Below are 14,387 nucleotides of genomic sequence, written 5' to 3'. Positions count from 1 at the left end.
AGGCGGCGGCCGTCGCCGCCGAAGCCACCGCTGCGGTGCACAAGGGCGACGTCGCCTGGATCATGACCGCCACCCTGCTCGTGCTGATGATGGCCCTGCCCGGCCTGGCGCTGTTCTACGGCGGCATGGTGCGCTCGAAGAACATGCTGTCGGTGCTGATGCAGGTCACCGTGGTGTTTTCGCTGAACGCGGTGCTGTGGCTGTTCTACGGCTACAGCCTGGCATTCACCGAGGGCAACGCGCTGATCGGCTCGATCGACAAGCTGTTCCTGTCCGGGGTCGGCATCGATTCGCTGGCCGACACGTTCACCGATGAGGTGAAGCTGCCCGAGTTCGCCTTCATCGCCTTCCAGGCCACCTTCGCCGGCATCACCGGGGCGCTGATCGTCGGCGCCTTCGCCGAGCGGATGAAGTTCTCCGCGGTGCTGATCTTCTCGGTGATCTGGTTCACCCTGTGCTACCTGCCGATCTGCCACATGGTGTGGGGGCCGGGCGGCTACCTGCTCGAGGACGGCGCGCTCGACTTCGCCGGCGGCACCGTGGTGCACATCAACGCCGGCATCGCCGGCCTGGTGGGCGCCTACCTGGTGGGCAGGCGGATCGGCTTCGGCCGCGAATCGATGGCGCCGCACAGCCTGACCCTGACCATGGTCGGCGCCTCGCTGCTGTGGGTGGGCTGGTTCGGCTTCAACGCCGGCTCCAACCTCGAAGCCACCGCGGGTGCCGCACTGGCCTTCATCAACACCCTCGCCGCCACCGCCGCCGCGGTGCTGGCGTGGTCGATCGGCGAGGCCCTGTTCAAGGGCAAGCCGTCGATGCTGGGCGCGGCCTCGGGCGCGGTCGCCGGCCTGGTGGCGATCACTCCGGCCTGCGGCTCGGTGGGCCCGATCGGCGCCGTCGTCATCGGCCTGCTGTCGGGCTTCGTCTGCCTGTGGGGGGTCAACGGCCTGAAGCGCATGCTCGGCGCCGACGACGCCCTCGACGTGTTCGGCGTGCATGGCGTGGGCGGCATCCTCGGCGCCATCCTCACCGGGGTATTCACCGCCCCTGGCCTGGGCGGCACCGGCGGCGAGGACTTCTCGATCGCCAGCCAGGTGTGGATCCAGACCTGGAGCGTGATCGTCACCGTCGTGTGGTCGGCGGTGGTCGCCTTCGTCGCCTACAAGATCGCGGACCTCCTCGTCGGCCTGCGCGTGCCGGAAGACGAAGAACGCGAAGGGCTGGACATCACCGCCCACGGCGAATCGGCCTACCGTCCCTGAGCCTGTGCCGGTAGCGCACGCCGCCCGTGGCAAAGCGTGCACTACCGTCCCGGTCCCTGCCGTTGAAGCCGGTCGGCTCGGGGCCTCAGCGCCAGCGGTAGCGCAGCGAGAGGCCGACGAAGGTGACGTTCTGGCGCTCGTCCTGCTCGAGCGTCGTGCCGTCCGCATACCCCTCTGGGCAGGCCCGTCGAAGGATGAGCGGATTATTAGCGGCGCAACTGCTGTTTTTAGGTTCAAAGGGATTAAGACTTCGAGCCGAAAATCTTCAAGGTGCCGTCCGGACTGATGCCCTGAACCCGTCACACTCCGTCCGGAGAACCGCAATGCACCGCCAGCCAGACGGCATCGGCGGAGACGGATTCGACGCGGTGGCGGCAGTGCGCCGGCAGGCTTACCCAGTCGCCCGCCTGCAGGGCCAGCGTGCGCCCGTCGGCGAACGCGAGTTCGGCGCGGCCGGCCGCCAGGACCACCCATTCATCATCATCCTGGTCGTACCAGAAGCCCGCCGGGCTGGGGTGGCCGTGCGAGGCGATGCGCTCGATGCGGACCGCGGGGGTGGCGAACAGGGTTTCGAAACACTCTTCATCGCCCGCGCCAGGGGGCCCGGCGAAGAGGTTGCCGCGGGCGGGCGGAGCCGGGGCGGTCATCGGGCCCTCCTCCCGCCCGATGCGCTGCCCCGGCCGTGCTCAGCGGAACACGATCGTCTTGTTGCCATGCACCAGCACGCGGTCTTCGAGGTGGTAGCGCAGGCCGCGGGCGAGGACGGTCTTTTCGATGTCCTTGCCGTAGCGGACCATGTCTTCGACCGCGTCCGAGTGGTCGATGCGGATCACGTCCTGCTCGATGATCGGCCCCTGGTCGAGCTCGGCGGTGACGTAGTGGCAGGTGGCGCCGATCAGCTTGACGCCCTTCGCCCAGGCCTGGTGGTAGGGTTTGGCGCCGACGAAGCTGGGCAGGAAGCTGTGGTGGATGTTGAGGATGCGCCCCGGATAGGCGGCGCACAGCGCGGGCGACAGGACCTGCATGTAGCGCGCCAGCACCATGGTGTCGCCGCGCACTTCCTCGAAGATGCGCTGCACTTCGGCGTAGGCGGCGGCCTTGTTGTCGGCGCCGACCGGCACGTGGTGGAAGGGAATGCCGTGCCACTCGACGAAGCCGCGCAAGCTGTCGTGGTTGGAGATCACGCACGGGATCTCGATGTCGAGCTCCTTCGACTGCCAGCGCGCGAGCAGGTCGTAGAGGCAGTGCTCCTGCTTGCTGACGAGGAGGACAACACGCTTCTTGACCGCCGAATCGGTGATCTTCCATTCCATTTCCAACTCGTCGGCGAGCGGGCGGAAGCGCTCGCGGAACTCGGCGAGGTGGAAGGGCAGCGAGTCGGCGCGGATCTCGATGCGCATGAAGTAGCGCCCGACGGCTTCGCCGCCGCCCGCCGCACCGTCCGCGCGCGCCGGTTCGGCATGAAGCGCGGTCTCGAGGATCCAGCCGCCGTGCCCGGCGATGAAGCCGGAAACGCGGGCGACGATGCCGACGCGGTCGGGGCAGGAGGCGGACAGGGTGTAGAAGCGGGTGCGGTGCATGGTGCGGTGCTGGCAGCAGTGGTTGGAGAGGCCGGTCCCCAGCGCGGGGCGGCGAGCGCAGCGAAGGCGGGGGAGGAGACCCGCCCCACGGCGCACGCGCGTCAGGCGACCTTGGCGAAGGCCTTGTCGATTTCGGCGCGCAGCGCGTCGTAGTCGCGCACCACCGGAAACTGCGGGAACTCGCGCACGACGTTTTCCGGCGGATGGAACAGGATCCCGCCGTGGGCCTCGCCGAGCATCGCGGTGTCGTTGTAGGAGTCGCCGGCGGCCACCACCTTGAAGTTGAGCTCCTTGAAGCGCTTCACCGCCTCGCGCTTCTGGTCGGCCATGCGCAGGTGGTAATTCACCAGGATGCCGTCGGCGCCGGCCTCGAGGCTGTGGCAGAACAGCGTCGGCCAGCCGAGCTGGCGCATCAGCGGATGGGCGAACTCGTAGAAGGTGTCGGACAGGATCACCACCTGATAGGTCTCGCGCAGGCGGTCGAGAAAGGCGCGCGCGCCCTCCATCGGCCCCATGCTGGCGATCACGTCCTGGATGTCGGGCAGGCCGAGCTTTTTCTGCGCCAGGATGTCGAGGCGGTACTTCATCAGGGTGTCGTAGTTGGGCTCGTCGCGGGTGGTGCGGCGCAGTTCCGGAATGCCGGTACGCTCGGCGAATTCGATCCAGATTTCGGGGACGAGCACGCCTTCGAGGTCGAGACAGACGATCTGCACGGTAGGGCCTTTGCGGTGAGTGGCGGAAACAACCGGCGATTCTACCACCGCCGGCGAACGCGCTCGCCGCCGCTCCCTCCGGGCGGCAAACGATCCGGGCTCCACGCCGGGCATCGACCCTGCCGTCCGGACAGGCCGGCTGGTGGGCGATCGATTCCCCCGCAGCCGAGATCGTGAAGGCGGACGAGCTTGCCGCCCTGCTCAACGAACTGTTCGCCGCCTCCGACGAGAAGGTAGTGGTGTTCAGCCAGTGGCTGCGCATGCACGAGGTGCTGATCCGCCGTTTCGAGGCGCGCGGCCCGAGCCGTCGCCGCACCTTCACCGAAGTGCTGCGCAAGCCGGCTGCTGCGGCTGAAGCCATTGTGCAGGCGAACGGATTGTCGCCTGCGGTCGAGGCGTCCGAGGCGGCGGTCGCGCCTGCAGCCACGATGGCGCGCCCGGCTTTTCCGACCGACTTTCTGATGGAGGCGGCCGACAGATCGGCTGACGATTCCGGATGGGCTCACCTCGGCACGTTCGGCAGCTACCTGCAGAAGATCCAGCCGGATTTGGATTCGCGGCTTCACGGTTTCAAGAAGCTGTCCGATCTGGTGCGGGGGCGGGATGACCTGTTTTTGACCGAGGAGCGGATCGCGCCGGGTGGGACGAGTAAGGTGCTTTACATTCGGGCGAGGAAGAAGCGGTAGGGGCTGGGGGCGTTCAGTGCGAACTCACACATTCGGCCAGGAGCGGCCAGTCGATTTTTCTGACTGAGCATCGGGAACAAGCTGTCAACGGACGTTCGGGTTTCACGGCCCACCGACTCCTGGTCAGCCAATCTTGTCGGCCGGGCGCTCTCCCAGCTCAGCCTGGAGAACGCGCCGCTATCAGCGGGGTTCGGCGCTTCCTGTCGGCAGACTGGAGCAGGCCTTTGCATGGGCGCTTTCCCAAGTCCTCGATGCCGCGCATCGCGTGCGCGGCATGGAGGGCTCAAGTATCAGCCGGTGAAGAACCCGACTCCAACCAACAGAAGCAGTCCGAGCCCGATGCCGATCAGGACCAGCCCGAGCACCACCGAGCCGATGTGGAAGGGGCGCGAGGGCCGGTCGATCAGGTATTTCTGAATCTCGCCGGCGGCGACCATGCGCTTGAAGTGCGCGGGGTGGTCGTGGCGGAACTCATCGAGCGACTGCGTGCCGGTAAACATCACCACGTCCGGCGGCGGCAGCTTGTCGGGTCTGAAGTGATTGTTGAAGAAATGCACGGTGAACAGGAACACCGCGGCCAGGAAGGCCTCTTCACCGTGCACCAGCGTTGCCACGTTGAACACCCAGCCCGGCAGGTAATTGGCGGTGATGTGCGGGAAGGCCAGCATCAGGCCACTCCAGCCGATCACGTTCACACCCCAGAACACCGCCCAGTAGTCGAACTTCTCATAATAGGCCCAGCGCTCGAACTCGGGGCGCGGTCCCTTCCCGAAGAACCACTTGAACATGCCCCAGCAGTCGGCGAAGTCCTTCCAGTTGGGCAGCAGCGAGTCCGGCCCGAACCAGCGGAAGCTGCGGTCGCGCAGCAGTTTCTGCATCACATAGATGAAGTGGATCAGGAAGATGGTGATGAAGAGCGATGCGGCAACGCGGTGAACCAGTGCGAGTATCTTCGGCCCGCCCACCATGTCCGCCACCTTGGGCGCCCACGGGCTCTCGGCGAACAGCGCAGTCGAGCCGGTAAGCACGAGCGTCATCGTGGCGAGCGCGAACAGCAGGTGCGCAACGCGCCAGCCCCACGTGAAGCGGCGGAAGTGCTTCCTCGGGTCGATTCCCAGCGCGGCAAGATCGATATGCGGAATGGTCTTGCCCTGTTTCCGGTCCTTCCACTCGCGGTAGTACCACAGGCCGGAATGGGCCCAGAAGAAGGCGAACACGAATATCAGCAGGCCGATCATGAACTTGGACGCGACGTACATCTGCGGGTACTTGGCGAAGTCGTTCGTGGTGGCGTGCGGGGCAAACGATGCAAACCCGGGTGTCGCGTCGCGCATGCCGGGCTTCTTGTCGCTGTGACACTGCATGCAGGTCTTCATCCGGTTGTTCGGATGAACCATCGATTTCGGGTGGGCCACGCCGAGGATGCGGTGACTGCCGTGACAGTCCGCGCACTTTGCCGTGTGGGCGTAGCCGAGGCGATTGACCTGGCCGTGATAGGTGTCCGCGTAGCTCGCGAGCTTGCCGTCGTGGCAGCCGCCGCAGGTATTGACGGCCGCGAGCTTGAACTTTTCCGACGACGTGTTCAGGACGGAATGCGCGCTGTGACAGTCGGCGCACACGGCGCCCTTCGTGTCGCCCTCGTCGAGGACCTTTTGGCCATGTGCGGATTCGGCGTAGGACTCGAGCTGGTCCTCGTGGCAGGCGCCGCCGCAGGTCTCCGGAACCGTCGCATGCCAGTCACTGCGCCGCTGCGACACGTCGGCCGGCACGTTGAAGTCGTGGCTGGTGTGGCAGTCCTCGCAGGCCGCCATCGGCCGCCCCGGCTCGTCCTCGCTGGGGCGGGCATGGAACGAGTTCTTGTAGGCTTCGATGTTCTGAACGACGACGCCGAGACGGGGCTTCTGTGCCGCCGCCCCGCCGGCTTGCGCGTCCTTCCACAGCGTTTCGTGGCAGCCGATGCAGGTCGGGCGCTCGGCGCCCGTTTTCTTCTGGTGCCTGGCCTGGCTGTCGGTGATCTCCGTGTGACAGGCAACGCACTGCAACCCGGCATGTATGCCCGCGTCAAAGCGATGCGGGTCGACGGGGCGCAGCGTCCGCGCCTCGCCATCCGCGTCGGCGAGTTCGATCGGCGGCTTGGACTTTTCGTGACACCCGAGACAACTCGCGTTGTCGAGCGAGCCGGTGTCTGCAGCAAGCACCTCCCCGCCAAGCGCACCGAAAAAAAGGCAGGCCAAGCCTGCCACCAACTGCCATCGGAGTCCCGGGCTAAGCATGATGTGTTTTGACTCTTTTCAGGTAATCAGCGATCCAGCATCCACTTGGCGACGGCGTTCAGGACCTGAGGGTCCTTGGAGTCGATGATCTTGTGGTCTTCCTCGGTGCCGTCCGTCAGCTTGACCTTGCCGCCACTCGTCATGTGCTTGATGGCTTCGTCGGTGCCGAGGTTCTCGGTCTTGAAGCGCGCTGCGATCTTCTCGAGCGAAGGGCCCTTTTTCGCTTTTGTGGCGTGATGGCATTTATGGCAATCGTTTTCCTTGAAGACCTCTTCTGCATCCACCTGGGCGAAGGCGGACGCGGAGAGACACAGGCTACCGATGGCGGCGGACACGATAAGGGTTCGGATGTTCATTTTTTGCCCCTGATGCGGTAAGAAACCGGCCGCCCGCGGACGGCCGGCGGGGTGGGAGTCAGTTCAGCTTGACGGCCGTGATGTCGGCCTTGGTGCCGATGCCCAGCGTCTTGGCGTAAGACACGTGATGGCCGCGCCCGGTCATGTTGTCGTCGTGGATGGCAAAACCGACGTTGTAGACGCCGCCCGGCTTGAGAGTCTTGTCGTCCGCGCTGGTCAGGCCGAGCGGACGGATGAACACCACCGTCTGCACGCCATCCTTCCATTCGGAAATGGCTTTGTTGTCGGCGGCCGAGCCCGTCGCATCCGCGGCGCTCAGGACGTACTGCGGCAGGATGTCACCTTCCTTCCAGCCTGCGTTCGGATCGAAGGGCACGGCATTGACGCCCTGGATCAGGATCAGCTCCTTCTTGCCGCCGTAGTCGCTCGCGGCGAACGCCTTGTCACCGAACTTGGCCGGATCGAACATGAACTTCGGCAGCTTGGTCTTGCCGTCCAGGTTCGAGCTGAAGTGGTTCTTGCCGGCATCGAAGTTGCGATACTCAAGCACGAAGCCATCATCCGCGCCGCCGACCTTGTCGCTGCGATGGGAACGCCACTGCATCAGTTCGAGGAACTCGCCATTGGCCTTCATTTTCGCTATCTCTTCGAGCGACTTGCCCGTCGACCAGTCCATCGGATCGGTGCGGGTGCCTGGAATAAACTTGCGCACGTCGGATTTCTTGATCGCCTGCATCAGGGCATTCGCCTCGACCTCCGCCTTTGTCGGCTCCTTCTGCATGTCGCGCTCGCCGTCGTGGCAGGTCAGCCAGCAGCCCTGCTGGGCGAAACCGGGCACCTTGCCATCGTCGAGCATGATGTTCAGGCGGTTCTCATAGACGATCCCGGTCTTGCCGGCCAGCACGTTCTTGTTGAGGCGCATGCCGCCGTAGGCTTTCCATTCCTTGCCGTCGAAGCGGTAGCCCGGATAGTCGTTGCCCGGGTGGTTCGGGTTATTCGTCTTGTACTGGAAGCGCAGGTAGGCGTTCTTGTCGTCGTAGGCCGCCTGCACCGTCATGTCGATGTGGCCGTTCTTGCCCTTCAGGACTTCGGCATGCGGTTCGAGCGGATGATTGCCGCGCAGGATCTTGGCGCCCTGGCGCTGCTCTTCCTTGGGATCGTCGTGGCAGGAGGTGCAGGCATCGCCGCGCGCGGTCTCATTGGCGGCACCCGCATGGGCCTCGCTGCGCAACCACTGGTAGGAGGACTGGCCGGGATAGAACAGCGCGACCTTGGTCGCGGGGACCTGCGTCCAGTCCACGAGCGCTTGCGCTGCGGACAGCGAGGGGTATGCCACCGCGAGTGCGGCGATACCAAGAAACACGGCGTTCTTTTTCATAACAATGGCCCCTACGTGGTTGTTGTCAGGTGGCTGGCATCACGCAAGGTTCATGCCACGGTTTCGGGCCGTGCCTACGGCGGTTCGGGGCTATCGATCGGCCTGGGGCTGTCATTTTGCAGTGACAGTCGTCACCGTTCGGTGACAATCCCCCAGCGCTTCATGCGTACGTAGAGATTCTGTCGGGGGATGCCGGACAGGCGGGCCGCTTCCGAAACGTTGCCGTGTGCCGCTTCGAGCAGGCGGACCATGTAGTCGCGCTCGAACGACGCCCGCGCGTCCTGATAGCCCAGCGCAGCCTGGGAGGACTCCGCCGGCCCGGGGCCGAGCTCGAGGCCGGCCCTCGGGGCGTCGAAACCTTCTGAAAAGAGATGTATGTCGTCGATCGGGCCGTCGCCATGCAGTGCGACGGTACGCTCGATGCAGTGCTGCAACTGGCGGACGTTGCCTTCCCACGGGTGGTGTTCGAGCGCCTCGACTGCCGCCGGGGTAAAGGGCCCGCAGTGGCGTCCGAACTTGGCGTTGAAGGCCTCGAGAAAGTGCATCGCCAGCGGCAGGATGTCCCCGGAACGTTCGCGCAGGGGCGGCATCACGATGGTCACCACTGCGATGCGGTAGTACAGGTCCTCGCGGAAGCGGCCCGCTTTGACCTCTGCCTGCAGCGGGCGGTTCGTGGCGCAGACCAGGCGAAAGTCCGCCTTTCGCGTCTGAGCACTGCCGATCCGCGTGTAGGAGTTGTCCTGCAGCACGCGCAGCAGACTGCTCTGCAGCTTGGGGCTCATGTCGGCGATTTCGTCGAGGAAGAGTGTGCCGCCGTGCGCCTTTTCAAAGTAGCCGGCGGTGGCCTGCCCGGCGCCGGTGAAGGCGCCTTTCTCGAAGCCGAACAGCAGGCTCTCGAGGAGCGTCTCGGGGAGGCCGCCGCAGTTGACCTCAAGGTAGGGCTGTCCCGAACGCGCGCTGAGACCATGGATCAATTTCGCCGCGAGGTCCTTGCCGGTGCCGCTCTCGCCTTCGAGCAGCACCGTGATGTCGATGCCGGCGACGCGCTGCAGCTGAGCTTGAGCGTACGCCATCGCGGGTGACTGGCCGACGATGACCGGCAGGTGAGTTCCGGTGTTGAGCTGCGCACGCAAGGTGTCGATGTCCCTGTAGGCCTGATCGAGCTCCAACGCCTTGCCGATGACCGCCTCGAGGGCGTCTATGTCCTCGAAGGGCTTGGTCTGATAGTCGAAGACGCCGTCGCGGACCGCGGCGACCGCGTCGCGTACGTCGGCAAAGCCGGTCATCAGGATCGCGACCAGGCGCGGGCGCTGCCGGCGCAGCTCGCGCAGCAGGTCGATGCCGTTGGCGTCGGGCAGGCACTGATCCATCAGCACCAGGTTGAAATCCGTCGCCGCGAATCGCTGTCGGGCCTCGCGCGCGTCGACGGCGAGACTCAATTCGGCGGTTTTGGCGAGGAGCCGTTCGAGAAAGACACGGGTGTGCCGGTCGTCATCGACGATAAGTATCTTGGGGGGCATGTCAGCCTGCTGAGGCAGCGTTCGAAGGCGAGTCTGGCAACCACAAAGCAATTCGCGTGCCATTGCCGGGCTCGCTGCTGGCGGTCACCTGGCCACCGTGCAGCAGGGCGACGTGCTGCACGACCGGCAGGCCAAGGCCGGTTCCATCGGTGCGCGTGGTGAAGAAGGGCGCGAATATCTGTGCCAGGACCTCGGGCGTCATGCCCCGGCCGTGGTCGGTGACGGTGAGCGACCAACCCGGCACGCCGCGTGTGGCGTCGGTATGCGGTGTCAGCGAGATTGTGATCGGGGTGTCGTCCGCGCTCGAGTGCTGGCTGGCGTTCATGAGCAGGTTGAAGAGCGCGTGCCGGATCAGTACCGGATCGACCGAAAGGTTGACCGGGGTCGTGGGCAGGTCCATCTCCACCGCCGGATGCTCTTTAACGGCCTGGCGAAACAGGAGCACCGTGTCCTCGATCAGGCTCGCCATGTCGGTCGGCTTGCGCTCGAAGCCGGATACCCGCGAGAAGGCCAGCATCCGCTTGACGAAGTCGCGGCAGTCTTCGCCCGCGACGCGGATGTCGTGAAGCAGTTCGCGCAGATGTGCCGGCGCGTCCACGTCGCGCTCGGCGAACTGGGCCAGATTGACGACGCCGACGAGCGGATTGTTCAGCTGATGGGAAATGCTGCCAACCATCGTGCCCAGTGCCGACAGTTTCTCAAGCTGCAGGATGCGCTGGTGCTCGGTATCCAGGCGCAGCAGCTGATGTTCGAGCTCGTGCTGTCGGCGGTAGTCGCGTTCGACGCGGTCGAGCGCGGCGTACAGCACGGCGAGGAGGCCCAGCCCCACGAGCAGGCTGACGCCGATGGCGACGCCAATCGAGAGCTGGAACATCTCCTCCAGCGCGGTGATGTCGCGCAGCACCACCAGCTCACCCAGCTCGCGCCCCTCGGTGTCCCTGAACGGAACCGGTGCAAGGTGCAGCGTGCGGCCTTGATCCTGGATCTCCGTCGTATCACCCGCCAGCAAGGCGGCGAGCTTGGTGTGGTCGAGCGTTGGGGGGATGTGCGTGCTCGTCTTCGCAATGATCACGCGGGTGTCGAAGCGCTCCCAGTCGCCGGTGCGCTTCATCAGCGCCTGCCCCTGTTCCCACTGGCTGCGCGAGAGTTGTGCCTTGTCGACGAGCACGAGCAGGTCGACGCCCAGGCTCTGGCTGATTTCGTCGATCAGGTGCTCGATCTCCTTGCCGATCTCGACGTAGCCGACCAGCACGCCGTCGCGCTTCCAGGGCAGCACCAGGCGCAGGGTCAGTGTTCCCATCACGCCGAGGTCGAGGCCGCGCACCGGGCCCTGGCTGTCGTGCGCCTTCAGCATCGTGGCCCGCTCGATCCTGTCGCCCGACTGCCCGGGGCTGTGGAAGCGGTAGAGGGTCGCCAGGTCGGGTCGCACGAGATAGAGATGGGTGATGCGGTGCTCGGCCTGCAGGGTCGAGAACAGGCCATCGCCCAGGCGGGCGACCTCCTCGCGGTCACCGCGCTCGAAGGCCGACTCCATCGCAGCGTTGGTCATCAGGGCGCGCGTAGTCGCCATCATCAGGTTGGTGTCCTTGGCGAGCTTCTGTTCGAAAAGTTGCGACACCGCCGCGGAGCGCTCGCTCAGGTCGCGGTCGCGCACGCGCATCTCGACCGCGTAGAAGGCAGCCACGAAGACATAGAGGACTATCAGGAGCACCAGCGCGTAGGGTGCGATGAACTTGGTTTTGATGCGTTTCGGGTGTTCAAGGGGTGAGACGGTCGTCATGCCTGTCCTTGTGCAAGGTGTCGTTCAAGGCGTTCCGGGCAGTGCTTACCAACTTACCAACAGACAGACCGAGGTCGTGATCTGAAATGGGAAAGGCTGTCCTTCGAGAAACGCTCGACGTTAGCCCATGGCCTTTCGATGGTACAGGGGAGACTCTCGCCCGACTTTGAGATCGCTCAGGCTCGCTCACCGCCCTTCGTCCCGGCGTGACCTGCTGCCACCAGGCCAGCGCTTCGGGCCTGCCGCCACAGTGCGCGCTGCAGCGCAGAGCGTGCCCGGCTCAGGCGCGAACGCACCGTTCCCACCGGCACGCAGAGCAATGCCGCGGCTTCGGCGTAGGAATACCCTTCCACATCGACCAGCATCTCGATGGTCCGGTAGCAGTCGGGCAAGCGCCCCAGCGCGCGTTCCAGATCCTCGCGCAGGAGCTTGTTGATCAACTCCTGCTCGGGAGTACTCCACCACAGCAGGACAGGCTGGTGCAGGCACTCGCACGACGAGAAGGCCGCCCCGTCGTCTTCCGCCAGATCGCCGGCCGCCTCCTCGCGGGCATGACGCCAGCCGCTGATGAAGGTGTTGGCGAGGATGCGCAGAATCCATTTCTCGAAACAGGCGCGGTCGGCGAGTTGGCCGAAGCAGGACCAGGCCTTGACGATCGAGTCGGCGGCGAGGTCTTCGACGCGGCCAAGGCCCGCGCCTACCCCGCCGGCGGCATCACCGTGATCCCCCCGGGGATGCCGATGTATGCCTACACCGGCGACGAGGAAGCCGAGCTGCAGATTCACGGGATGGGGCCGTGGGGAATCAGCTACCGGAATCCGGCCGAAGATCCGCGCAACAAATGAGCCCGTGAGGGCCCGGACGTGCGGAGCGCTCGCGACCGGCTCCGCACAAACTCTCAGGTCCAACGGGTTGCGCGCAGTCCGGCGCTGCGGCTACACCAGCGAGACATCGCCGACCGGGCGGCAGATGCACGGCAGGATTTCATCGGCCGGCAGCACGCAACCCGCCGGCAGCAACCACTCCACTTGCCCGGCGGTCAGCCGCATCCGGCACAGCCCGCAACTGCCGGCACGACACTCGGTGGGCGGTGCCCGACCATGGGCCTCGAGGGCGGCAAGCAGCGTGGGCTCACCGGCAGTCTCGAACGCCGCTGCCTCGCCGACGCTCACCCGCTGGCCGGCGCCCCCCGCGCTTGCCGCGACGCCGAAGGCTTCCCAATGAATGCGCCCGGGTTCCACTCCGGCTGCCGTCAACCCCTCGCGCAAAGTCTCCATCAGTGCCACACCGGCGCACAGATAGAAGTCAGCGCGGCCCGGCGCACGCACCCCCGCCAGCAGGCGGGTGGCGTCGAGACGGCCGCGCACCCCCTTCCAGGCCGCATCCGGCCGCGACACCACGGCGACGTAGTGGAGGCGGTCGTCGGCCGCCGCCAGGCGCATGAATTCGTCGCGATAGAGCAGTTCCTCAGCCCGGCGCGCGGCATGAAAGAGGACGATCCGGGCCGGGCCGGACCGCCGCGCCAGGGCGGCATGGAGCATCGCCCGCAGCGGGGTGATGCCGATCCCACCGCCGACGAGGACGAGCTCGCCCGCACCGGCATCGAGGACGAAGCCGCCGCGCGGCGGCAGCACACGGATGCGCGCTCCGGGCTGCAACTGCGCCCATGCCCAGCGGCTCAGCGCCCCATGCGCCTCGCGCTTGATGCCGAGCTCGTAGTGGCGCGGGCGGCCGGGCTGCCAGGCGGCGAGCGAATAGGCCCGGCGCAGCTCGCGGCAGTCTGGCCCGGCCGGCGCGATCAGGGTCAGGTACTGGCCGGCAGCGAAGGACGGCAGGCGCCGCCCCCACGCACGCCGCAGGCTCAGGCGCAGCAACGTGCCGGCGACCTCCTCGCGGGCGGCGACGCGCAGCTCGATCGGCCGGTCGGCGGACCGTTGCCGCAGGCGGGTGCGCAGCACGCGCACGCCATCGCCCAGCAGTACACCGATGAACAGCAGGCTTGCCGCAGCGGCGACGAGCAGCGTGGCGAGGGCGAGGCTCACGCCGACGGCGAGTCGATGCGCACACCGTCGCCGCCGCACGCTCCGGCGGTCGCGGCGCGCTGCAGCGCGGCCTTGCGCCGCTCGCCGCGCCACCACATGTACACGCCGGTCAGCGCCAGCAGCGCCATCGCCGCACCGACGAGGTCGATCCAGATCCACTCCCACGCCTTGCCGAAGAAGGCCTTGCCGGTGTGCAGGTCCAGCACCAGCTTGCCGAGGGTGATCGGCTCCGCGCCGCCTTCCGCCGCGGCGGCGGCCAGCACCGGCATCAGCTGCGGGTCGGGTCGCCAGCGCTCGCCGTCGGCGCTGAGCAGCAGGCCGTGCTCCTTGAGCGCCACCGTCACCCCGCCGTCGGCACGCAGGCTGGCGTTCCAGGCGTCGCCGCCGTGGCTGCGCCGCCACGCGCCGGCGCGCCCGACCCAGACGCCGTTGCGCGCGGCGACGACGATGCCCCAGGGGGCCTCGGCGAGCGCCCGCACCGGCACGCCGGCAAAGCCGTCCACCATCGCCAATCGCCCCCCCTCCAGCCGGTAGAGGCCGCCGTTGGTGCCGACGAACTGCTCGCCGGCGGTGGAAACCAGGCTCGCGCGTGGCTCGAGCTCATTCTTGCGCGCCTCGACGCGGTAGCCGGGGAGCCATTGCGCCGCGACCGGGATGTCCTTCAGGCCGAGCACCTTGTCGTGGGCGATGAACACCGCAGTGACGGCGACGACGAGGATCGGCAGGGCGAGCACCAGGCTCACCCAGAGATGCCATTGGCGACTGTCCAGGATCGATCTCATGTTCTTTTCTCCGAC

Annotated in this window: 13 protein-coding genes; 2 read left to right on the top strand and 11 right to left on the bottom strand. The window is 66.5% G+C overall.

Going from position 1 to position 14,387, the window contains the following annotated elements:
- The first annotated feature begins 35 nt into the window (after window positions 1-35).
- Complete coding sequence (locus Tchl_RS06820; RefSeq protein WP_075149623.1) at window positions 36-1,262, top strand: ammonium transporter; 1,227 nt, start codon at window positions 36-38, stop codon at window positions 1,260-1,262.
- A 299-nt stretch (window positions 1,263-1,561) separates the two neighbouring features.
- On the opposite strand, the gene Tchl_RS06815 is transcribed toward Tchl_RS06820, so the two are convergent.
- From Tchl_RS06815 to thrH, 3 genes are all read right to left on the bottom strand, one after another.
- Window positions 1,562-1,909 carry a cupin domain-containing protein gene (locus Tchl_RS06815; protein ID WP_075147732.1) on the bottom strand — a complete coding sequence of 116 codons (348 nt, stop codon included), beginning with the start codon at window positions 1,907-1,909 and terminating at the stop codon, window positions 1,562-1,564.
- 39 nt (window positions 1,910-1,948) lie between these two features.
- Window positions 1,949-2,842, bottom strand: a complete 894-nt coding sequence (gene purU, locus Tchl_RS06810) for a formyltetrahydrofolate deformylase (RefSeq protein WP_075147731.1) — start codon at window positions 2,840-2,842, stop codon at window positions 1,949-1,951.
- Between the two features lie 101 nt (window positions 2,843-2,943).
- On the bottom strand, window positions 2,944-3,555 hold the full coding sequence (thrH, locus tag Tchl_RS06805; protein ID WP_075147730.1) for a bifunctional phosphoserine phosphatase/homoserine phosphotransferase ThrH: 612 nt from the start codon (window positions 3,553-3,555) through the stop codon (window positions 2,944-2,946).
- Between the two features lie 173 nt (window positions 3,556-3,728).
- Here thrH and Tchl_RS06800 point away from each other — a divergent pair, with 173 nt between their 5' ends.
- On the top strand, window positions 3,729-4,241 hold the full coding sequence (locus Tchl_RS06800) for an OST-HTH/LOTUS domain-containing protein (RefSeq protein WP_232311682.1): 513 nt from the start codon (window positions 3,729-3,731) through the stop codon (window positions 4,239-4,241).
- Between the two features lie 290 nt (window positions 4,242-4,531).
- Here the strand turns inward: Tchl_RS06800 and Tchl_RS06795 are convergent, their stop codons facing one another.
- From Tchl_RS06795 to Tchl_RS06760, 8 genes are all read right to left on the bottom strand, one after another.
- On the bottom strand, window positions 4,532-6,439 hold the full coding sequence (locus Tchl_RS06795; RefSeq protein ID WP_232311681.1) for a cytochrome b/b6 domain-containing protein: 1,908 nt from the start codon (window positions 6,437-6,439) through the stop codon (window positions 4,532-4,534).
- Between the two features lie 101 nt (window positions 6,440-6,540).
- Window positions 6,541-6,870, bottom strand: coding sequence for a c-type cytochrome (locus Tchl_RS06790; RefSeq protein ID WP_075147728.1), 330 nt, complete (start codon window positions 6,868-6,870; stop codon window positions 6,541-6,543).
- A 58-nt stretch (window positions 6,871-6,928) separates the two neighbouring features.
- A complete protein-coding gene (locus Tchl_RS06785; protein ID WP_075147727.1) occupies window positions 6,929-8,248 on the bottom strand; it encodes an ethylbenzene dehydrogenase-related protein in 1,320 nt (439 codons plus the stop codon).
- Window positions 8,249-8,379: 131 nt separating this feature from the next.
- On the bottom strand, window positions 8,380-9,768 hold the full coding sequence (locus Tchl_RS06780; protein ID WP_075147726.1) for a sigma-54-dependent transcriptional regulator: 1,389 nt from the start codon (window positions 9,766-9,768) through the stop codon (window positions 8,380-8,382).
- A gap of 1 nt (window position 9,769) precedes the next feature.
- Window positions 9,770-11,548 (bottom strand): ATP-binding protein, encoded by a 1,779-nt coding sequence (locus tag Tchl_RS06775; RefSeq protein ID WP_075147725.1) that lies wholly within the window; start codon window positions 11,546-11,548, stop codon window positions 9,770-9,772.
- A gap of 176 nt (window positions 11,549-11,724) precedes the next feature.
- On the bottom strand, window positions 11,725-12,333 hold the full coding sequence (locus tag Tchl_RS06770; RefSeq protein WP_232311680.1) for a sigma-70 family RNA polymerase sigma factor: 609 nt from the start codon (window positions 12,331-12,333) through the stop codon (window positions 11,725-11,727).
- Between the two features lie 150 nt (window positions 12,334-12,483).
- A complete protein-coding gene (locus Tchl_RS06765; protein WP_075147724.1) occupies window positions 12,484-13,590 on the bottom strand; it encodes a 2Fe-2S iron-sulfur cluster-binding protein in 1,107 nt (368 codons plus the stop codon).
- The gene (locus Tchl_RS06760; RefSeq protein WP_146060734.1) at window positions 13,587-14,372 is read right to left on the bottom strand and encodes a PepSY domain-containing protein; all 786 of its coding nucleotides are present in this window, start codon (window positions 14,370-14,372) and stop codon (window positions 13,587-13,589) included. Before Tchl_RS06760 ends, Tchl_RS06765 begins: the two co-directional genes overlap by 4 nt.
- Window positions 14,373-14,387 lie beyond the last annotated feature (15 nt).

It is taken from the genome of Thauera chlorobenzoica (assembly GCF_001922305.1).
GTDB lineage: Bacteria > Pseudomonadota > Gammaproteobacteria > Burkholderiales > Rhodocyclaceae > Thauera > Thauera chlorobenzoica.
This window is presented reverse-complemented; position numbering and strand designations above follow the sequence as displayed.